Annotated in this window: 17 protein-coding genes; 5 read left to right on the top strand and 12 right to left on the bottom strand. The window is 69.4% G+C overall.

Annotated features, from left to right (window positions below):
• Positions 1 to 130: 130 nt before the first annotated feature.
• From JR065_RS18200 to JR065_RS18170, 7 genes are all read right to left on the bottom strand, one after another.
• Positions 131 to 973 carry an alpha/beta fold hydrolase gene (locus JR065_RS18200; protein ID WP_206235795.1) on the bottom strand — a complete coding sequence of 281 codons (843 nt, stop codon included), beginning with the start codon at positions 971 to 973 and terminating at the stop codon, positions 131 to 133.
• Entirely contained in the window at positions 970 to 1,779 is an 810-nt protein-coding gene (thiD, locus tag JR065_RS18195) for a bifunctional hydroxymethylpyrimidine kinase/phosphomethylpyrimidine kinase (protein WP_206235794.1), read from the bottom strand. Before thiD ends, JR065_RS18200 begins: the two co-directional genes overlap by 4 nt.
• 94 nt (positions 1,780 to 1,873) lie before the next feature.
• Positions 1,874 to 2,542 (bottom strand): DUF1275 family protein, encoded by a 669-nt coding sequence (locus tag JR065_RS18190; RefSeq protein ID WP_206235793.1) that lies wholly within the window; start codon positions 2,540 to 2,542, stop codon positions 1,874 to 1,876.
• 35 nt (positions 2,543 to 2,577) lie between these two features.
• Positions 2,578 to 3,066, bottom strand: coding sequence for a hypothetical protein (locus tag JR065_RS18185; protein WP_206235791.1), 489 nt, complete (start codon positions 3,064 to 3,066; stop codon positions 2,578 to 2,580).
• A complete protein-coding gene (locus JR065_RS18180) occupies positions 3,063 to 4,463 on the bottom strand; it encodes a PhoH family protein (RefSeq protein WP_206235790.1) in 1,401 nt (466 codons plus the stop codon). Before JR065_RS18180 ends, JR065_RS18185 begins: the two co-directional genes overlap by 4 nt.
• Before the next feature lie 82 nt (positions 4,464 to 4,545).
• Positions 4,546 to 5,025 carry a peroxiredoxin gene (locus JR065_RS18175; RefSeq protein ID WP_206235788.1) on the bottom strand — a complete coding sequence of 160 codons (480 nt, stop codon included), beginning with the start codon at positions 5,023 to 5,025 and terminating at the stop codon, positions 4,546 to 4,548.
• 64 nt (positions 5,026 to 5,089) lie between these two features.
• Positions 5,090 to 5,665 carry a glycine cleavage system protein R gene (locus JR065_RS18170; protein WP_087943489.1) on the bottom strand — a complete coding sequence of 192 codons (576 nt, stop codon included), beginning with the start codon at positions 5,663 to 5,665 and terminating at the stop codon, positions 5,090 to 5,092.
• 146 nt (positions 5,666 to 5,811) lie between these two features.
• On the opposite strand from JR065_RS18170, the gene dapA reads away from it, so the two are divergent.
• Together dapA and JR065_RS18160 are read left to right on the top strand one after the other, a co-directional pair.
• Entirely contained in the window at positions 5,812 to 6,720 is a 909-nt protein-coding gene (gene dapA / locus JR065_RS18165; RefSeq protein ID WP_206235787.1) for a 4-hydroxy-tetrahydrodipicolinate synthase, read from the top strand.
• An 18-nt stretch (positions 6,721 to 6,738) separates the two neighbouring features.
• The gene (locus JR065_RS18160; RefSeq protein ID WP_206235786.1) at positions 6,739 to 7,266 is read left to right on the top strand and encodes a hypothetical protein; all 528 of its coding nucleotides are present in this window, start codon (positions 6,739 to 6,741) and stop codon (positions 7,264 to 7,266) included.
• A 390-nt stretch (positions 7,267 to 7,656) separates the two neighbouring features.
• Here JR065_RS18160 and fdxA read toward each other — a convergent pair whose 3' ends face one another.
• From fdxA to JR065_RS18135, 5 genes are all read right to left on the bottom strand, one after another.
• The gene (gene fdxA, locus JR065_RS18155; protein ID WP_206235784.1) at positions 7,657 to 7,980 is read right to left on the bottom strand and encodes a ferredoxin FdxA; all 324 of its coding nucleotides are present in this window, start codon (positions 7,978 to 7,980) and stop codon (positions 7,657 to 7,659) included.
• A 251-nt stretch (positions 7,981 to 8,231) separates the two neighbouring features.
• A complete protein-coding gene (locus tag JR065_RS18150; RefSeq protein WP_206235783.1) occupies positions 8,232 to 9,116 on the bottom strand; it encodes a 2-dehydro-3-deoxygalactonokinase in 885 nt (294 codons plus the stop codon).
• Complete coding sequence (locus JR065_RS18145) at positions 9,113 to 10,018, bottom strand: SMP-30/gluconolactonase/LRE family protein (RefSeq protein WP_241093738.1); 906 nt, start codon at positions 10,016 to 10,018, stop codon at positions 9,113 to 9,115. Before JR065_RS18145 ends, JR065_RS18150 begins: the two co-directional genes overlap by 4 nt.
• 4 nt (positions 10,019 to 10,022) lie before the next feature.
• A complete protein-coding gene (gene dgoD / locus JR065_RS18140) occupies positions 10,023 to 11,174 on the bottom strand; it encodes a galactonate dehydratase (RefSeq protein WP_206235780.1) in 1,152 nt (383 codons plus the stop codon).
• On the bottom strand, positions 11,171 to 11,791 hold the full coding sequence (locus JR065_RS18135; RefSeq protein ID WP_206235779.1) for a 2-dehydro-3-deoxy-6-phosphogalactonate aldolase: 621 nt from the start codon (positions 11,789 to 11,791) through the stop codon (positions 11,171 to 11,173). The genes dgoD and JR065_RS18135 overlap by 4 nt, the downstream gene beginning before the upstream one ends.
• Positions 11,792 to 12,126: 335 nt before the next feature.
• On the opposite strand from JR065_RS18135, the gene JR065_RS18130 reads away from it, so the two are divergent.
• The 3 genes from JR065_RS18130 (at position 12,127) to JR065_RS18120 (ending at position 19,711) form a co-directional block, all read left to right on the top strand.
• Positions 12,127 to 13,086, top strand: a complete 960-nt coding sequence (locus JR065_RS18130; protein WP_206235778.1) for a LysR substrate-binding domain-containing protein — start codon at positions 12,127 to 12,129, stop codon at positions 13,084 to 13,086.
• Between the two features lie 562 nt (positions 13,087 to 13,648).
• Positions 13,649 to 16,453: a TonB-dependent receptor gene (locus tag JR065_RS18125; protein ID WP_429001888.1), complete on the top strand. Its 2,805-nt coding sequence runs from the start codon at positions 13,649 to 13,651 to the stop codon at positions 16,451 to 16,453.
• A 531-nt stretch (positions 16,454 to 16,984) separates the two neighbouring features.
• Positions 16,985 to 19,711 carry a TonB-dependent receptor gene (locus JR065_RS18120; protein ID WP_206235776.1) on the top strand — a complete coding sequence of 909 codons (2,727 nt, stop codon included), beginning with the start codon at positions 16,985 to 16,987 and terminating at the stop codon, positions 19,709 to 19,711.
• Positions 19,712 to 19,760 lie beyond the last annotated feature (49 nt).

The raw sequence follows: 19,760 nt of genomic DNA, 5'->3' as shown, positions 1-19,760 counted from the left end.
CGGAGAGATTCGAACTCCCGACCGCCTGGTTCGTAGCCAGGTACTCTATCCAACTGAGCTACGGGCGCGTCGTCAGGAGCGGAATTATTCCCGACTCCCCTGGGCCCGTCAATGCTTTTTGCGAAAAAATTCAGCCTGGCGCGCCGGCGAGGGCCGCGGCGACGGCCTGCGGCCGCTTCATCCAGGCGAAATGATCCGCCGCGGTGCCCAGCTGCGAAGCGTTCAGGTAGCGGATGTCGGTGGCGCACGGCGAGAGTTTTCGCAGGAACGCGCGCAGCGAGCTCTCCGGCGCCATCCAGTCGTCGTGCAGCAGCACGCCGCGCACCGGCGCGGTCAGCTGCGCCAGCGCAGCCTCCAGATCGCGCGCGAGCCCGGACGCCGCGTAGCGGTTGCTCAAGCCCACCCGCGCCCAATCGTCGATCAGGGTGCGCGCCTCGGTGCCGCCGAAGCCAAGGCGGCGTCCGTGCAGCGCGCCCTGGCGCCGCGCCAGCCACGGCAGGAGCCGGTACGCCAGCGGCAGCAGGTAGCGACGTGGCGCCGGAAAGCTGCGCCAGTAGGGCGTGCCGCTAGCGACCAGCCACAGCTGCGCGAACGCCTGCCGATGCAGCGCGGCGTAGCAGCAGGCCAGTTGCCCGCCGAGGCTGTGGCCGCCGATCGCCAGCGGCAGCGCGCTGCGCGCGGCGAGCGCGGCATGGCTGGCGGGCAGGTCCTCGCACAACAGGTGGCGATAGCCCCAGTCGTGTTCGCGCGAGGCGCGCAGCTGGCTGCTGCCGTTGCCGCGCCATTCGTGCACGAACACCGCCACGCCGTGCGCGGACAGCGCCTCGGCCAACGGCAGGTAGTGCCGCGCGGCCACGCCGAGCGCCGGCAGCCACAGTAGCGCGCTGCGCGCCGCCTGCGGCACGCACGCCAGCAGCGACCAGCGGTGGCCGTCGGCGGCGGCGACGTCGATCGCGGTCGGCGCTGCGCTCACGGTGCGCGCGCGGCGCCGAAATGGTCGAGCACCACGACCGCGCTGCGGCCGGGGCGATAGCCCGCCTGCAGTGCGCGCGCCACGTAGTCGATGGCCGCTTCGCAGGCGTTGGGCAGCGCCAGTCCCTGGCACAGCTGCGCGGCGATCGCCGAGGCCAGGGTGCAGCCGGTGCCGTGCGCGTCCAGCGGCAGCCGGGCGTGGATGAACTCGCTGCGGCTGACCCCGTCGTCGTAGCGGTCGACCACCCGATGCCCTTCGTGCAGGTGGCCGCCCTTGAGCAGCACCGCCTGCGCGCCGGCATCGAGCAGCGCGGCGGTGGCGTGTTCGGCGTCGTCGGCATCGTCGATCGGGCGGTCCAGCAGCAGCTGCGCCTCGGGGATGTTCGGCGTGACCAGCGTCGCCAGCGGCAACAGGCGGCGGCGCAGCGCGTCCAGCGCCTCGTCCTGAAGCAGCTTGGCGCCGCTGGTGGCCACCATCACCGGGTCCAGCACCACGAACGGCGGACGGTGCCGCTGCAGCGCGTCGGCGACCAGTTCGATCACCGCCGCGTTGGCGAGCATGCCGAGCTTGACCGCGACCACGTCGAAATCGGCGAAGCAGGCCTCGATCTGCGCGCTGAGGAACTCCAGCGGCGGCACGTGCACCGCGGTGACGCCGCGGGTGTGCTGCGCGGTCAGCGCCGCGATCGCGGACAGGCCATGCACGCGATGCGCGGCGAAGGTCTTCAGGTCGGCCTGGATGCCGGCGCCGCCGCCGGAATCGGAGCCGGCGATGGTCAGTGCGGATACGGCGGTGGGTTCGCTCATGCGCCGATTGTGCAGCGCCGGGCGCGGCTTGGCGACTGCGCGTGGCCGGGTCGGCGCAGGCACGCACGCAAGCCCCGGGCGCCACGCCGCGCGGTCAGCGTTCGCGCCGCCGGTAGTGCGCCTGCAGCGTGTACGCCGCCCCGACCAGGCCGGTGAGCGCCGCCGGCGCGAGCAGGGCGTCGAAGCCGAACCGGCGATAGGCCCATGCGCCGAGCACGCCGCCGCACAGGAAGCCGCCGACGATCAGCGCGCTGAGGCGGATGCGCCTGAGCGGCAACGGCAGGCCGCGCAGCGCCTGGCCCAGCCCGATGCCCAGGTCGGTGAACATGCCGGTCAGGTGCGTGGTGCGCACCACGGTACCGCTGTAGATGGTGGTCATCGCGTTCTGCAGGCCGCAGGCGCAGGCGGCGAGCAGGGCGCCGGCGATCTGCTGTTGCTTGAACGCGTGCATCGCCAGCACCAGCAGCACCGCCTCCAGCGCCAGCGCCACGCCGTAGCGGCGGCCCAGGCGCAGGCGGCTGTCCTGCACGATGATGCCGCTGAGCACCGCGCCGCACAGGAAGGCCAGCACCACGCCGAGCAGCTGGCCGATGGCGCGCATGTCGCCGTCGGCCAGTGCCGCGCCGAGCAGGGTGGTGGTGCCGGTCAGGTGGGTCACCGCCTGGTGCTCGAAGCCCAGATAGCCGACCACGTTGACCATGCCGGCCACGCAGGCCAGCGCGCCGGCGAACGCCCATGCCCAGCGCGGCAGCTCGAAGCCCACGCTAGGCGCGCCGCCCGCTCATGGCGCCATGCGGCTCACAGCGCGCCGTTGACCGCGATCTCGGAGAACGCGCCGCTGGCCGGGTCGAACACCGCGCCCCAGAAGTTGGCGCCGCCGTCGCAGGCGCGCACCGCATCCTTGCCGGGATCCAGGCCGCTGTCGTCGTTCGGCTTGAACGCGTTGACGTAGATCACCTGCCTGCCGTTGTAGTGGATGCCCACGTACTGGCGGTCGTAGGCGGCCGGCTCGGCGATGGTCGGCTGCAGTTGCGCCAGGCGCGCTTCCAACTGCTCGATCTGCTCCAGCGTCGGCGCCCAGTAGCCGGTCACCGCGCCGTCGTGGCGCGCCGGGCTGTCGCGCGAACAGGTGTCGAGCACCTGTGCGGCGGTGCTGTTGCGGGTGACGATCCACGACTGCCCGGCCTTCAGCGCGGTCGGCACGCTGCTCGGTCCGCGCGGGGTGGCGCACGCGCCGAGCAGGGCCAGCGCCAGCGCCGCGCCGCCCAGCCGCGCGCGCGCGCTCACAGGACCTCCGAGGCGTAGTCGGCCAGGCGCGAGCGCTCGCCGCGGCGCAGGGTCACGTGCGCGCTGTGCGGCCAGGCCTTGAAGCGGTCCACCGCATAGGTCAGGCCCGAGGTGGTCTCGGTCAGGTACGGCGTGTCGATCTGCTCGACGTTGCCCAGGCACACGATCTTGGTGCCGGGGCCTGCGCGGGTGATCAGCGTCTTCATCTGCTTCGGCGTGAGGTTCTGCGCCTCGTCCAGGATCAGGTAGCGCGACAGGAAGGTGCGCCCGCGCATGAAGTTCATCGAGCGGATCTTGATCCGGCTGGCGAGCAGGTCGTTGGTCGCCGCGCGGCCCCAGGCGCCGCCTTCCTGGTTGTGGGTCAGCACCTCCAGGTTGTCGGTCAGCGCGCCCATCCACGGCGTCATCTTCTCCTCCTCGGTGCCAGGCAGGAAGCCGATGTCCTCGCCCACGCTCACGGTGGCGCGGGTCATGATGATCTCGCGGTAGCGCTGCTGGTCCATGGTCTGCGCAAGTCCCGCCGCCAGCGCCAGCAAGGTCTTGCCGGTGCCGGCGGTGCCGAGCAGGGTGACGAAGTCGATCTCCGGGTCCATCAGCGCGTTGAGCGCGAAGTTCTGCTCGCGGTTGCGCGCGGCGATGCCCCACACCGCGTGCTGGCCGCTGCGGAAGTCGTCGACCAGCGCCAGCGTCGCCTTGCGCTCGCCGCTGACCTTGACCACGCGCAGTTCCACTTCGTCGTCGCCGGGCAGGTACAGGTACTGGTTCGGGTGCCAGTCCTCGTCGTCGGCCAGCGCGATCTCGTAGCAGGTGCGGCCGCGGTCGCTCCAGCTGCGCAGGTCCTGGTTGTGCTTCTGCCAGAAATCCTCCGGCAGCTCGATCGCGCCGGTGTACAGCAGGCTGAAATCGTCGAGCGCGCGGTCGTTCTCGTAGTCCTCGGCGACCAGGCCGCTGATCGCCGCCTTGATCCGCAGGTTGATGTCCTTGGACACCAGGATCACCGGCGTTTCCGGGCCGTCCTCGCGCAGCGCCAGCACCGCGGCCAGGATCTTGTTGTCCGGCGCCACGGTGCCGAAGCTGCGCCCGGGTTCCACCGGTCGGGTCTGGAAGTACAGCCGACCGATGCTGCCGCTGCTCTTGAGCTGGATGCCCTGCGGATGGCTCAGCGGGATGCCCGACTCGATCTGCTCGGCGCCGGCGCCCTCGATCAGCTCGTTGAGGAACCGGCTGACCTGGCGCGCGTTGCGGCTGACCTCGGACATGCCCTTCTTGGCGTTGTCCAACTCCTCGATCACCTGCATCGGCAGGAACACGTCGTGCTCCTCGAACTTGAACAGCGCGGTCGGATCGTGCATCAGCACGTTGGTATCCAGCACGTAGATGCGCTTGCCTCGGGTCATCTTGGATTCCTGGGGTTGGGACAGGGGCGAACCATCACCGCCTGCGGGGCAGGGTGACGAAGGATGCGAGAAGCGCGAATGATCACTGCGAAGCGGCGGCCTGCAGTGCGTCCAGCACGGCCTGTGCGTGGCCGGGAACCTTGACCTTGCGCCAGCTGCGCAGCAGCCGGGCGTCGGGCGATATCAGGAAGGTGCTGCGCTCGATGCCGAGCACCTGGCGGCCGTACATGTTCTTCTCGCGGATCACGTCGAAGGCGCGGCACAGCGCCTCGTCGGCGTCGCTGACCAGCTGGAAGCGGAAGCCCTGCTTGGCGCAGAAGTTGTCGTGCGACTTGAGCGAATCGCGCGATACGCCGAGCACGCTGGCGCCGGCCTGCTCGAACCGCGGCAACAACGCGTTGAAGTCGATGCCCTCGGTGGTGCAGCCGGGCGTGCTGTCCTTCGGGTAGAAGTACAGCACCAGCCAGCGTCCGGCGTAATCGCCGAGCGTGGCGCTGACGCCGCCGGACAGCGCCAGCGGCAGCGCCAGCGTGTTGCGGTCCAGGGTATCGCCGTCCTTCATCGCCTCAGTCCTCCGCTTGCATCGCCATCATCTGCGTTCGAATGTGCCGATGTCCAGCGTGGCGTCAGAACTTCATCGGATCCATGATCGCGTCCAGGTTCAGGTGGTCGCAGAATTCGAGGAAGTCGTCGCGCAGCGCGGCGATGTGCATGTTCGCCGGCACCCCGATCGTCACCTGCGCCGAGAACATCTCCGCGCCGGTCTGCATCGCGCGGTAGCGGGTGCTCTGCAGGTTCTCGATGGTGATGCCCTGGCGGTCGAAGAAGTCGGCCAGCTGGAACAGGATGCCCGGCTTGTCGGCGGCGATGACCTCGACGATGTAGGGCAGCAGGTTCGACTGCGCCTGCTTGGCGCCGGTGCGGTACCACACCAGCTTCATGCCTTCCTCGCGGTCGAGCCGGGTCAGCATCGCCTCGAGCTTGGCGACCGAGTCCCAGGAGCCGGTCGCCAGCGCGGTGACCGACACGTCGCGGCCCACCGTGGCCAGGCGCGCGTCGACCAGATTGCAGCCGCTGTCGGCGATGCGCCGCGTCACCGGCAACAGCGGCGACTCCGGATGCGTCGTGTAGGCGTTGATCAGGAGGTGGTTTTCGGTCGGCGCGGGCCGGGGCGTGGTGTCTGTCAAAGGGGCTTCCGGCATTGCGTAAGGCTGAACGGCGTCCGGGCGGTCGCTCGGTGCAGTGTGCAGCATACTTGCCCGCGCTTTCAGGCCGCAAGTAACATGCGGGGCGAACCCGTCCGTGCAGGCCGCACGCGGCCCTCCTTTTCCCACCGAGCAACCGGCACTTGTCCCTTTCCGGCATCATCACCGCACTGGCCACGCCCTTCCAGGGCAACGGCGACCTCGATCTCGACGCCTGGCGGCAGCTGCTCAAACGGCAGCTGGACGGCGGCGTGCAGGGCGTGGTGGTGGCGGGATCGACCGGCGAGGCCGCCACGCTGCTGGACGAGGAATACGACCTGCTGCTGCGCGAAGCGGTGAAGGCCATCGCCGGGCAGGTGCCGGTATTGGCCGGCACCGGGCTGTCCGGCACCGCCAAGACCGTCGCCCAGACCCGCCGTGCCGCCGCCAACGGCGCGCAGTACGCGCTGGTGGTGACGCCGCCGTACGTGCGCCCGACCCAGGCCGGGCTGGTCGCGCACTACCTGCAGGTGGCCGAAGACGGCGGCCTGCCGGTGGTGCTGTACAACGTCCCCGGACGCACCGGCTGCGATCTGCTCCCCGAATCGGTGGCGCAGCTGGCCGCGCACCCGAACATCGTCGGCATCAAGGAGGCGCGCAGCGAACCGGAGCGCATCGCCGCGCTGCTGGCGCTGCGCAGCGAGACCTTCGTCGTGCTCAGCGGCGACGACGGCAGCGCCGCGCGGGCGATGCTGGACGGCTTCGACGGCCTGGTATCGGTCGGTTCCAATGCCTTGCCGGGCGCCTATCGGCGGCTGTGCGACCTGGCCCGCGCGCGCCTGGGCGAACCCACGCAGGCCTGGGACGCGCGCCTGCAGCCGTTCCACGACTTCTGCGGCGTCGAATCCAACCCGATCCCGGTCAAGGCGCTGCTGCAGCGCGCCGGCATCGGCCAGGGCCTGCGGTTGCCGTTGTTGCCGCTGTCGTCGGCGCACCAGGCCACCGCCGACCGTCTTGCCACCGACGCAGCCGCGTTGGAAGAACTATCCAGCCGCGAAACGCTCGCGGCCTGACCCCCAGGAGATTTATCGATGCGTGCTTCCGTTTCCTACCGCGTGCTGACGGCCGTCCTCATGGCGACCACCCTGGTCGCGGCCACCAGCGGTTGCAGCTGGTTCCGCAAGGGCAAGCCGCGCGGCGACTACGCGCTGGCCCCCGAGATGCGCCCGCTGGAAGTGCCGCCGGATCTGAATGCGCCCGATACCTCGGCGGCGATGAAGGTGCCGGCGCTGGCCTCCTCGGCGCAGCGCCCAAGCACGACCGCGCCGGGCCAGGCGCCGGCGGCGTCGAACAGCGGCTTCGTGGTGCCCGGCGCGCGCGACGCGGTGTTCGCCAAGGTCGGCGACGCGCTCGGCAGCACCGAGGGCGTCACCATCGCCAGCCGCGCGCAGGTGCTCGGTTCCTACGACGTGGCCTACGAAGGCAGCAACTTCCTGGTCCGCGTGGTCGCGGTGGACGCCGGCGTCTACGTTTCGGCGGTGGATCCGCGCGGCCTGCCGGCCACCGGCGAAGCCCCGGTCAAGCTGATCGCGGCGCTGAAGGCCAAGCTGGGCGGCTGAGCGGGCGGCGGCCGTCGGCGTTCGCGCCGACCGCTGCGAGACAAGGGAACGGGCGCCGCAGGGCGCCCGTTTCGTTTGGGGGAGAGGTAAAGGCCTGCGCGGGCGGCGCTGGCGCTCGACCGGCGCGACTGTGGGAGCGACTTCAGTCGCGACGGGCCTTACCGGTAAAGCCCGTCGCGACTGAAGTCGCTCCCACAACAAGCGCTATTGGCGTAGATGGGGCGATAGCGGACCAGTGTCGGCGGCAAAGTGCTGCGGCGATGGCTGAAGTGGCTCGGTGGCGTATGCGGGGTCACTCATGCTCCCCGCGGCAATGGCCGCAGTGGCCCGGCAGCGTGTGTGGCGGCGTAGCGCGCTGTACGCGGCCGCCGCCCCGCTGGATGTGGAACGCTACTTCAACAGCAGCGGCAGCTTGTTCGGCTTGCCGTCCCAGTCGGCCGCGTCGGGCAGCGGCTCCTGGCGCGTGGTCAGCACCGGCCAGGCCTTGGACAGTTCGGCATTCAGCGCAACGAAGCCCTCCTGGCCGGCGGGCACGTCGTCTTCGGGATAGATCGCATTGGCCGGGCATTCCGGCTCGCACAGCGTGCAGTCGATGCACTCGTCCGGATCGATCACCAGGAAGTTGGGCCCGGCGTGGAAGCAATCCACGGGACACACTTCCACGCAATCGGTGTATTTGCACTTGATGCAGTTTTCGGTGACGACAAAAGGCATGGTTCGGTCCGGCGATTAACCCGGCAATTCTAAAGCAGTCGGCGCCGCCGCGTAGCGAATGACCGGATGCGGCCGAAGGGCAGCGCGCAGGCGAGCGCTCCGGCGATGCACATATCCATACCTGGTTGCTGCATCGAGAGAGCGATCCCGTGCAAGATCGTTACGCCTCGGCAGTCGCTTCTCCGGGTCCCTGGTCCCCGGTCCCCGGTCCCGAAGGCGCCAAGCCCGCGATCCCGCCCCCGCGCCCGCACTCAGTCGCCGATGCCGCCGCGCCGTTGCGCCAGCCGGTACAGGCCACGCGCGGCCAGGTCCTCCGGATGCGCCTGCGAGTCGATGCCCAGCGCCCGCAGCGCATGCGCGTAGCGGCTCAGCAGGCCGTGGCCGCCGATCAGGTGCACCGGCGCCTCCAACGGCAGGCGTGCGCGCAGTTCGTGCCCGATCAGCAGGCCGGACAGGTACGACGGCGCGGCGGCGCCGTGCAGGCGATCGAACAGGCCCAGGCTGCGCACGCCGAACAGGTGGTGCAGCAGGCCGCCGGGTTCGCCGCTGCGCTGCAGCCCGGCATCGAAGGCGGGCGTGTCGAAGTGCGCGTCGTCGCCGCTCATCAGCCGGCCCAGCAGGCTGTGCTGGCGCAGCACCGCGTACAGCTCGCCGGTCATCGCGGTGGCCAGGGCGACGATGCGGCCGTCGCGCAGCTCCACCCACTTGCTGTGCGTGCCTGGCAGGCACACCTGGTGGCGGCCGTGGGGCAGGCGGTCGAGCAGGCCGATCAGCTGGGTTTCCTCGCCGCGCATCACGTCCGGCACCGTGTCGGCGCCGCTGGACACGCCCGGCACGAACCACAGCGTGCGCCCGGGCAGCGCGGGATCCTGCAGCGGCCGCATCGCCGCGGCCAGCGCGGCGGCGTCGGCCGGGCAGGGCGCGTAGCCCAGTTCGATCCAGCCGTTGCGGCTGCCGATCATCCCGCACAGCACGAGGTCGCCGGCCCAGCCGTCGACCAGCGCCGCCAGGGTGTCGGCGAACCGGCCGCCGCACGCGCCGATGCCCTGGTCGCTGCGGCGCTGCTCCAGGACCGCGCCATCGGCGCCGAGCCGATAGCCGCGCAGGCTGCTGGTACCCCAGTCGATGGCGATCATGCGTTTGCGATGCGTCCTTCGGGCAGGCCGGCGATGCCGACCGCGGCGGCGAATACGCCGCCGGCCTGCGGCGTGCGCTGCAGTTCGGCGTCCTCGTGGTCCAGCCGCGACGTGCTCAGGTACAGCGTGTCGGCGTTGGCGCCGCCCAGCGCGGGGCAGGTGGGATGCTTCACCGGCAGCGCGACGATGCGCTCGACGCTGCCGTCGGGGCGATAGCGCACCACCCGCCAGGCGCGCCACTGCGCGTTCCACAGGTGGCCTTCGGCATCGACGATGGCGCCGTCGGGCTCGGCATCGGTGCGGTCGAGCTCGACGAACACGCGGCTGTTGGCGGTCTGCGCGGCATCGGCGTCGTAGTCGCAGCACAGGATCTGCGGGCGCACCGAGTCGCAGTAGTACAGGGTGCGGCCATCGGCGCTGAAGCAGATCGCGTTGGGGATGGCCACGCCCGGCAGCGGCAGGCGGCGCAGGCCATGCCGCGCCGACCACTGGTAGAAGCTGCCGACCGGGGCCTGGTCGTCGCGTTCGCTCATGGTGCCGAACACGAAGTTGCCGTGGCGGTCGGCGCGGCCGTCGTTGCTGCGGGTGTCGTCGCGTTCGGGCTCGACGTCGGCCAGCTTGTGCAGCGCCAGCGCGGCGCCGTCGGCGGCGTCGGGATCGGCGGCGTACAGGCCCTTGGCCAGCGCCAGCAGCAGGCGGCCGTCGTCGAACAGGCCCAGGCAGCCGGGGCGGTCGGGCAGGTCCCAGCGGCGGGTGGTGGCGCCGGCCGGGTCGTGGCGCCACAGCTGGCGGCCGCTGATGTCGACCCAGAACAATGCCTGCCGGCGCTCGCACCACAGCACGCCTTCGCCGTGCGCGCAGCGGCTGTCCACCGCCAGCGCGGCGGTGTGCCGCGGGTTCAACGGCTCACCATTCGGCGATGCTGCCGTCGGCGTGGCGCCAGACCGGGTTGTGCCAGTCGGGGGGATTCTCGTGGGCATGGCGCAGGCGTTCCTCGTCGATTTCCACGCCGAGGCCCGGCTTGGGCAACGCGGCGATGCAGCCGTCATCGTCGCAGGCGAAGTCTTCCTTGTTCAACACGTAGTCGAGCAGGTCGGCGCCTTCGTTGTAGTGGATGCCGATGCTCTGTTCCTGCAGCACCGCGTTGTGCGAGACGAAATCGACCTGCAGGCAGGCCGCCAGCGCGACCGGGCCGAGCGGGCAATGCGGGGCCAGGCCGACGTCGTAGGCGTCGGCCATGCTGGCGATCTTCAGGCATTCGGTGATGCCGCCGGCATGCGACAGGTCCGGCTGCAGCAGCGACAGGCCGCCGGCCTGCAGCACCGACTTGAAGTCGAAGCGCGAATACATGCGTTCGCCGGCCGCCAGCGGAATCGGCGTGGACGCGGCCAGCCGCGGGTAGTACTCGGCCAGTTCCGGCAATACCGGTTCCTCGACGAACAGCGGCTTGAACGGCTCCAGCTCGCGCAGCAGCACCCGCGCCATCGGCGCGCCGACGCGGCCGTGGAAGTCGACGCCGAAATCGATCGCGTTGCCGAACGCCTCGCGGATCTGCGCGACCTTGGCCACCGCCGCATCCACCGCGCGTGGGCCGTCGACCAGCTTCATCTCCTCGGTGCCGTTGAACTTGAAGGTGTCGAAACCCAGCGCACGATAGCTTTCGATGTGCGCGATGATGTCGGCCGGGCGGTCGCCGCCGACCCAGCGATAGGTCTTCATGCGGTCGCGCACCAGCCCGCCGAGCAGTTCGTAGACCGGCACGCCCAGGGTCTTGCCCTTGATGTCCCACAGCGCCTGGTCGATGCCGGCGATGGCGCTCATCAGGATCGGCCCGCCGCGGTAGAAGCCGCTGCGGTACAGCAGCTGCCACAGGTCGTTGATCCGCGCCGGGTCCTTGCCGATCAGGTAGCCGCTCAGTTCGTGCACGGCCGCGTCGACGCTGCGCGCGCGGCCCTCGATGACCGGCTCGCCCCAGCCGGTGATGCCCTCGTCGGTCTCGATCTTCAGGAACAGCCAGCGCGGCGCGGCGTGGTAGGTGGTGAGGCGGACGATCTTCATGCGTGGTCCAGATAGGCTTGCCGGAAGGCCGCCGCCTGCGCCCGGGTCTGGGCGAGCGACTGGCCGGGTTTGTACAGTTCGCCGCCGATGCCGGCGCCGATCGCGCCGGCGCTCAGGTAGTCCGGCAGCGTGGCGGGGCTGACGCCGCCGACCACGAACAGCGGCACCGTGCCCGGCAGCACCGCGCGCAGCGCGCGCAGGTGGCCCGGGCCATAGGTGGCGGCGGGGAACAGCTTGAGCATCTGCGCGCCGGCGTCCAGCGCGTCGAAGGCCTCGCTGGCGGTGGCGAAGCCGGCCACCACCTGCAGGCCGCGCGCGACCGCATGGCGGATCACCGGCGGGCGCGTGTTGGGGGTGACGATGAAGCGTGCGCCCAGGTCGGCCAGGGCGTCGACGTCGGCCACGCGCAGCACCGTGCCGCCGCCGATCCAGCAGGTCTGCGCGAAGGCCTGCGCGGCCTGGCCGATGCTGTCGGCCCAGTCGGGCGAATTCAACGGGATCTCGATCGCGTCGTATCCTGCCTCGGCCAGCGCGCCGACATGGTCCAGCGCGTCGGCCGGGGTGATGCCGCGCAGGATCGCGATCAACGGGAACTGGAAGGGTGAGGCGGCGGGCATCGGCTTACCTGATGGGGTGCGTGGCGCGGTAGGGAGCGCAGGCGGGGCATGCGCGGCATGGCCGCAAGCGCGCTCGCGCCCGGGAGAGGAACCCCGCTCGCGACGAACTATCGGTTGCCATCGGCCTTCCTCCTGGCTGATCGTCCTTATCATGTGCGCAGGCGAAGCGTCCGCGCGTCCACGAGGCGGGTCTGGCGTTGGGGCGGGGCGCGGCGCTAGCCGCGGTTGGCCGATAGGGTGCGCGTGTGAAGGTATGCACGGCAAATGAAATTTTCGACATATCCTATTCCGTTGGTGAATACGCACTCCCCGTTACTTCAGGATCCCGCTCTGTAATGACCGCTTCCGCCAACCCTTGGTTCAATGCCTCGCGCTTGAAGACCCGACACCTGCTGCTGCTGCTGCAACTGCACGAGCATCGCTCGGTGCTGCGCGCGGCCGAGGCGGCGAGCATGACCCAGCCGGCCGCGTCGAAGCTGCTGGCGGAGATGGAGGACCTGCTCGGGGTCAAGCTGTTCGAGCGCCATGCGCGCGGCGTGGAACCGACCTGGTACGGCCAGGTGCTGATCCGTCGCGCGCGCGCGGCGATGTCGGAGATCAGCCGGGCGCAGGAGGAGATCGCCGCGCTGTGCGAGGGCCGCATGGGCCAGGTGTCGATCGGCACCGTGGTCAACCCGGGCACCAACCTGGTGCCGCAGGCGATCGCCGAGGTCAAGCGCGAGTTTCCCGGGATCCTGGTGCGGGTGGAGATGGACTACAGCCGGCCGCTGGTGGCCAAGCTGCTGGACGGGCAGCTGGACATCGTGATCGGCCGCATCCTCGGCCCGCACGGCGGCGACGAGCTGGAGTTCGAGCCGCTGGCCGACGAGCCGCATTCGGCGGTGGCGCGCGCCGGGCACCCGCTGTCCGCGCGCGGCGACCTGCGCCATGCCGACCTGGCGCGCTATGGCTGGGTGCTGCCGCCGGTGGATAGCGTGCTGCGCGCGCGGCTGGACGCGATGTTCCTCGAACACGGCGTGCCCACGCCGCAGAACGTGATCGAAACCTCGTCGTTGCCGGTGATGACCAGCCTGCTGCGCGGCAGCGACCTGCTGGCGGCGCTGCCGGCCGACGCGGTGGCGCCCTACGTGCAGGCCAAGCTGCTGACGGTGCTGCCGATAGCGCTGGGGGTGCGGATGGAATCGTTCGGCATCATCCGGCGCCGCGACTACCTGCTGCCGCCGGGCGCCGAGCGCATCCTGCTCGCGCTGCGCAGCGCCGCCAAGCGCCTGTATCCGGACCGCACGACGGACTGAGCCGGCGCGCCCGGGCCATGCGCAGGCGCGCCTGGCTCGGCGTGGCGGTGAACTGCCTCCTACATATATATATGTGTCGCAGCCGCTGTCATCGTGCCGTCATGCAGCATTTGCGACGCGAAAACCCTGGGTCCTTGCACCCGTAACTGTTCTCCAGGCGGCAACTACTTTTAACGGGTGGTCATCTGTGGCGATCGAGCCGCTATTCTCGACTTAAATCGATACATGTAAAAACATGTATCGATAGACGTGAAAATTTCATTTGAATTGCGTGAACCCAGACCTAGGCTCGGTCCATCGTGACGTTTGGCACGGGTCCGCGCACCGCGTCCCGGCCCGACCTGCGATACGGCACGGGCCGCGAGCCCGGCCATGACCAGCAGGACGGCGCGTTAGCGCGCGACCGTCGCCCGTGTGTATGCATGTCTCCTGGGAGGGAAGCATCATGGCATCGCGTCACTACCGTGGTCCGGCCATCCGGGCCGCAGGCCCGCGTTCCACCTGCGATTTGCGTCGTTCCGCGATGGCCCTGGGCATCGGCCTGCTGCTCAGCACCCAGGCGATGGCGCAGCAGGCCGACGAGGCGGCGACACGCCGCAGCGGCGACCCGATCACCCAGCTGGACGCGGTCGAGGTCACCGGCGTGCGCGCCAGCCTGATCAAGTCGCAGACGATCAAGCGCGACGCCGAGCAGATCATCGACTCGGTCAGCGCCGAGGACATCGGCGCGCTGCCCGACCGCAGCGTCACCGAGACCCTGCAGCGGGTCAGCGGCGTGACCATCGACCACTTCATGGCGCGCAGCGATCCGGACCATTTCTCCGCCGAAGGCAGCGGGGTGATGATCCGCGGCATGACCCAGGTGCGCGGCGAACTCAACGGCCGCGACATCTTCAGCGCCGCCAGCGGCCGCGGGCTCAGCTTCGAGGACGTGCCGGCCGAGCTGATGGCGGGCGTGGACGTGTACAAGAACCCGTCGGCGGAGATCATCGAAGGCGGCCTGGGCGGCACGGTCAACCTGCGCACGCGCATGCCGTTCGACCAGCCCGGCCGGATCATGGGCTTCACCGCCGACGTCAACTACGGCGATTTCAGCAAGCGCTACAAGCCGTCCGGCTCGTTCCTGTTCAGCGACCGCTGGGACACCGGCATGGGCGAGATGGGCTTCATGTTCGACGTGGCGTATTCGGAGCTGGCCACGCGCAGCGACGGCATCCAGGTCGAGCCGTTCGTGCGCCGCAACGACCCGGCGCTGCTCGCCGGCACCGACTTCGACCAGGTCTACGTGCCCGGCGGGGTCAACTGGCGCCAGCTGGACTTCGAGCGCAAGCGACGCGGCGTGGCCGGGGCGTTCCAGTGGCGGCCCAGCGACGACACCGAGATCTACGTGCAGTACCTGCGCTCGACGTACGACATGAACTGGCAGGAGCGCGCGGCGTTCTTCAACGACGACACCAATACGATCCTGCCGGCCCCGGGCACCGGTTTCGAATACGACGACCAGGGCCGCTTCGTCGGCGGATCGCCGGTGTCCAGTTCCTGGCGCGGCAACCTGACCACCGACGGGGTGCGCTTCAACACCGACAACCGCTACGCGCAGCAGAGCACCACAACCTCCGACCTGGCCGGCGGTTTCAGCCACCGGCTGACCGGCAACCTGACCCTGCGCGGCGACATGCAGCTGGTGCGCTCGGAGAGCGACTCGCTGGACTTCACCTTGTTCAGTTCGGTCTACCTGCCCGGGCTGAGCGTGGACCTGGGCGGCAAGTACCCGTCGGTGGCGATCGCCGACGGCCGTTATACCGCCGAGCCCTCCAACTATTTTTGGAGCGCGGCGATGGACCACCTGGCGAAGAACCGCGGCCGCGAACTGGCCACGCGCTTCGACCTGGAATACACCTACGACGACAGCCCATGGCTGCGCAGCTTCCGCGCCGGCATCCGCGCCACCGACCGCACCCAGACCAACAAGAACTCCGGCTACAACTGGGGCGTGATCAGCGACAACTGGGCGATGATTCCCGGCAACAGCACCGGCCTGGCGGATCTGGCCAGCTACATGACCGCGTCCTCGTCGCTGTATTCGTATTCGAACCTGTTCCGCGGCAAGGTCAGCGTGCCCAACAGCCTGTACTTCCCCAGCAACGGCGCGGTCAAGGACTATGCCGGCACCTCGGCGCTGATCGAGCAGGTGGTGGCGTTGCGCGGCTGGGGCTGGGCGCCGGACCAGTACCAGCTGCAGGACACCAACCGCCAGTTCGAGCGCACCCAGGCGGCCTATGCGGTGCTGTATTTCGGCAACGACGAGGCGCTGGGGGTGCCGGTGGACGGCAACCTCGGCGTGCGCGTGGTGCAGACCAGGACCGAGGCGGCCGGCTACGGCCAGTTCCCGGACCTGTCGGACACTTCGGCGCCGGATGCGCTCAAGGCGCAATACACCGGCCAGTACTTCGAGAACAACGCGCAGGGCCGCTACACCGACGTGCTGCCCAGCCTCAACGTGCGCTTCAGGTTCTCCGATGCGTTGCAGTGGCGCATCGCCGCGTCCAAGGCGATGGCGCGCCCGGACTACACCCAGCTGCAGCCGTACCTGCTGCTGGCCGCGGAGACCGAGGACGACGGCAGCGTGTCGCAGTGGACCGGCACCGCCGGCAATCCCAACCTCAAGCCGATGAAGGCCAACCAGTACGACACCGCGCTGGAGTGGTATTTCGACACCAGCGACATGATGTACCTGACCGTGTTCTACAAGAGCGTCAAGGACTACTTCTCCACCCAGACCGTCACCGAAACCTACGGCGGCCAGGACTGGCTGGTGACGCGCCCGTACAACATGGCCAAGGGCCGCATCCGCGGCTTCGAGTACGGCTACACCCAGTTCTTCGACTCGCTGCCGGGCTGGATGAGCGGCTTCGGCGTCAATGCCAACTTCACCTTCGTCGACAGCAGCGGCGGGGTCAACAGCGCCACCGACCCGTATACCCAGACCACCGTCACCGGGGTCGCGCTGCCGCTGGAAGGGCTGTCGCGGCGCAGCTACAACCTGGCCGGCATCTACGAGAAGGGGCCGCTGTCGGTGCGCCTGGCCTACAACTGGCGTTCGCGCTACCTGCTGACCGCCAGCGACGTGGCGACCAAGCTGCCGACCTGGGCGGACGACTACGGCCAGCTCGACGCCTCGGCCTTCTACCGCTTCACCCCGCACCTGCAGCTGGGCATCCAGGCCAACAACCTGACCAACACGGTGACCAAGGTGCTGATGGGGCCGACGTCCTACGCCGACGGCGAGATCGACAACCGCCTGTATACGCGCAGCTGGTTCGTCAACGACCGCCGCTATTCGCTGGTGCTGCGCGCCAACTGGTAGCGGCGCGCGGGAAATTCGCGCTTCCTCCGCCCGCATGCGGCTGCATGCGGGCTTTTTTTTCGGCTGCAGGCGGGCGCTGGGGGCCGTCGGCGCTGCCGCATTGGAGCCGCGCCGCACCGAAAGCCGAGACCGCCCCGCAGGCGATGCGGTCCGCTGCCAGGGGAACGCCTCGGGCCGGTACGGCGGCTGGCCGCGGATGTCGGGACAGGGCGGCAGGGTGGTCGCGGGCGCCGGATCGCCAGAATCGCTGCCGCCATGTAAGCGTTATCGCTGGCGGACAGCTGCTTCATATATGAAATCGCAATAGCTGCGCGTGAATTTTTCATTGGTGGGGCATGTATGCGCGCCCTATGCTTCGATCGAGCCTGGACCGGTTTCCGGTCCATATGTGCGCTGCATCCCGCAACGCCCGTGCGGCTTACGGCAACACGCCGCATCAGCAGGCGTGGCCGGACAACTAGAAACGGCGACGCCTGCCATCCCGGCGCGATCGTCGAACCGTTGGTACATGTGTCCTGGGAGGGAAGCACCATGTCAGCGTCTCATAGCCATTGTCCGCAACAGCGGACCGTGGCGCTCCGTTCTACCCGTGGTCTTTCCGATCGCGCGCTGCGCCGTTCCGCGATCGCCCTTGCCGTTGCCGCCCTGGTCGCCGCGTCCGCCGCGCAGGCGCAGCAGGCCGAGCCCGCTTCGACCACGGCCGATCCGGCCACGCAGCTGGACACGGTGCAGGTCACCGGTACCCGCAGCAGCGTCACCAAGGCGCAGCTGGTCAAGCAGAATTCCGAGCAGATCGTCGACTCCATCGTTGCCGAGGACATCGGCAAGCTGCCCGACAACAACGTCGCCGAGGCGCTGCAGCGCATCTCCGGCATCCAGATCGCGCGCAACTACGGCGAAGGCAGCAGCATCGCCATCCGCGGCCTGACCCAGGTGCGCACCGAGCTCAACGGCCGCGATATCTTCACCGCCAACGACGGCCGCGGGCTCAGCTTCGAGGACGTGTCGGCGGAACTGCTGGCCGGCGTCAATGTGTACAAGAACCCGTCGGCGGACATGATCGAAGGCGGCCTGGGCGGCACCGTCGACCTGCGCACGCGCCTGCCGTTCGACTACGACGGGCGCAAGATCGCCGGCAGCGTGCAGTACAACCACTACGACCTGGCCGACGACGGCAAGCCGGCGTTCTCGGGCATGTTCAGCGACCGCTGGCAGACCGGCATCGGCGAGATCGGCCTGCTGGTGAACTATTCGCAGCAGACCAGCCCGTTCCGCCAGGACACGATCTCGGTCGAGCCGTGGTACACCCAGACCGACCTGCCGGGCTACCAGGGCCAGGCGATCTCGGTGCCGCACGGCGCCGGCATCAACACCACCGTCGGCGAGCGCAAGCGCAAGACCGGCGCGTTCGCGCTGCAGTGGCGCCCGAACGACGACGTCGAGGTCACCGCGCAGGTGCTGCGTTCGGACTACGACTTCAGCTGGCACGACTATTCGTTCTTCGCCTACAGCGGCCAGGCGCCGATGCAGGGCTACGACGACATCGTGGTCAACGACCGCAACGAGTTCGTCAGCGGCACCTTCCAGAACACCCCGGCCGACTCCAACACCAGCCTGACCCGGCGCAAGTCGGTGACCACCGACTATTCGTTGGGCGCCAAGTGGACGGTGACCCCGAACCTGACCCTGAGCACCGACTTCCAGTACATCGACGCCACCACCAAGGGCACGCGCTACATCGTCGGCACCGGCATGACCAGCGTGCCGTTTTTCAACGTGGACTTCAGCGGCGACCTGCCGCGGCTGTCGGTGACCGATGCCAGCGGCAACCAGGGCTACCTGACCGACCCGGCCAACTACACCGGCTGGAAGTTCCACCTGGACAACCAGGACGACAACGAGGCCACCGAGTTCGCCTGGCGCTCGGACATGGACCTGGCGTTCGACGACAGCTTCGCGCGCAGCTTCAGGGCCGGCGTGCGCTACACCGACCGCGACGCGGAGAACAAGGGCAACGTGTGGCGCTGGATGCCGATCGGCGCGCCGTTCTCGCAGTATCCGGACGCGGAGCTGGTGCAGAACCCGATCACCGACTTCTTCCGCGGCGATTCGCGCGCGTTCGGCCCCACGCTGACCGCCTCCGATGCGCTGGTCGGCAACTACGAGCAGACGCTGGCGATGTTCGGCGCCTCGCCGCTGGTCTTCGCCCCGAACAACATCAACACCCAGGGCGAGCAGACCTACGCCGCCTACGGCGTGCTGCGCTTCGGCGTGGACGACGGCGCGGTGCCGTTCGACGGCAACATCGGCATCCGCATCGTGCGCACCAAGGTCGATTCGCAGGGCGTGCGTACCGGTACCGACGCCGAGGGCGGCGGCCTGCTGCCGGTGGACGTGCAGCAGACCTACACCGACGTGCTGCCGAGCCTGAACCTGCGTTGGATGCTCACCGACAACCTGCAGTGGCGCTTCGCCGCCTCGCGCGGCATCTCGCGCCCGGACCTGAACCGGCTCAACCCGAACCTGAGCCTGGGCACCAGCGACGGCGGCGACGGCACCACCCGCCGCACCGGCTCGGCCGGCAACCCGGATCTGGCGCCGATGAAGGCCGACCAGTTCGATACCGCGCTGGAATGGTATTTCGGCACCGGCTCGATGATGTACGGCACGGTCTTCTACAAGAAGGTCGAGGGCTTCATCGCCGATGCGGTGTTCGAGGAAGTCTACGGCGGCGACACCTGGGAGATCACCCGCCCGGTCAACGGCAAGGACGGCAAGGTCCGCGGCGTGGAAGTGGGCTACACCCAGTTCTTCGACTTCCTGCCGGGCTGGCTGAGCGGCTTCGGCCTGCAGACCAACTACACCTACGTCGACAGCGAGGCGCCGAGCCCGACCGCCACTGACACCAACGGCCAGGCGCTGACGGTGCCGCTGCAGGGCCTGTCCAAGAACAGCTACAACGTGATCCTCAGCTACGAGATGGCGCGTTTCTCGGCGCGTGCGGCCTACAACTGGCGCAGCGACTGGCTGGTGACCACCGCCGGCAACGGCACCGGCAACCTGCCGGTGTACAACAAGGGCTTCGGCCAGCTGGACGCGTCGGTGCGCTACAACATCAACGACGTGTGGTCGGTCTCGGTGGACGGGGTGAACCTGCTCGACACCCGCAACGAGAGCTACCTGGGCTACGAATCGCGCTTGCGCGACTTCGTGATCAACGACCGCCGCTACGGCATCACCCTGCGCGCGAGCCTGTAACCCGCGCACGCCCTGCGTGCGACGCCGGTCCGACGTGCCGCCCAGCGGC

It is taken from the genome of Xanthomonas sp., assembly GCF_017163755.1.
Lineage (GTDB): Bacteria > Pseudomonadota > Gammaproteobacteria > Xanthomonadales > Xanthomonadaceae > Xanthomonas_A.
Note: the sequence above shows the minus strand (reverse complement) of the source record. Positions and strands in the feature narration are given on the sequence as shown.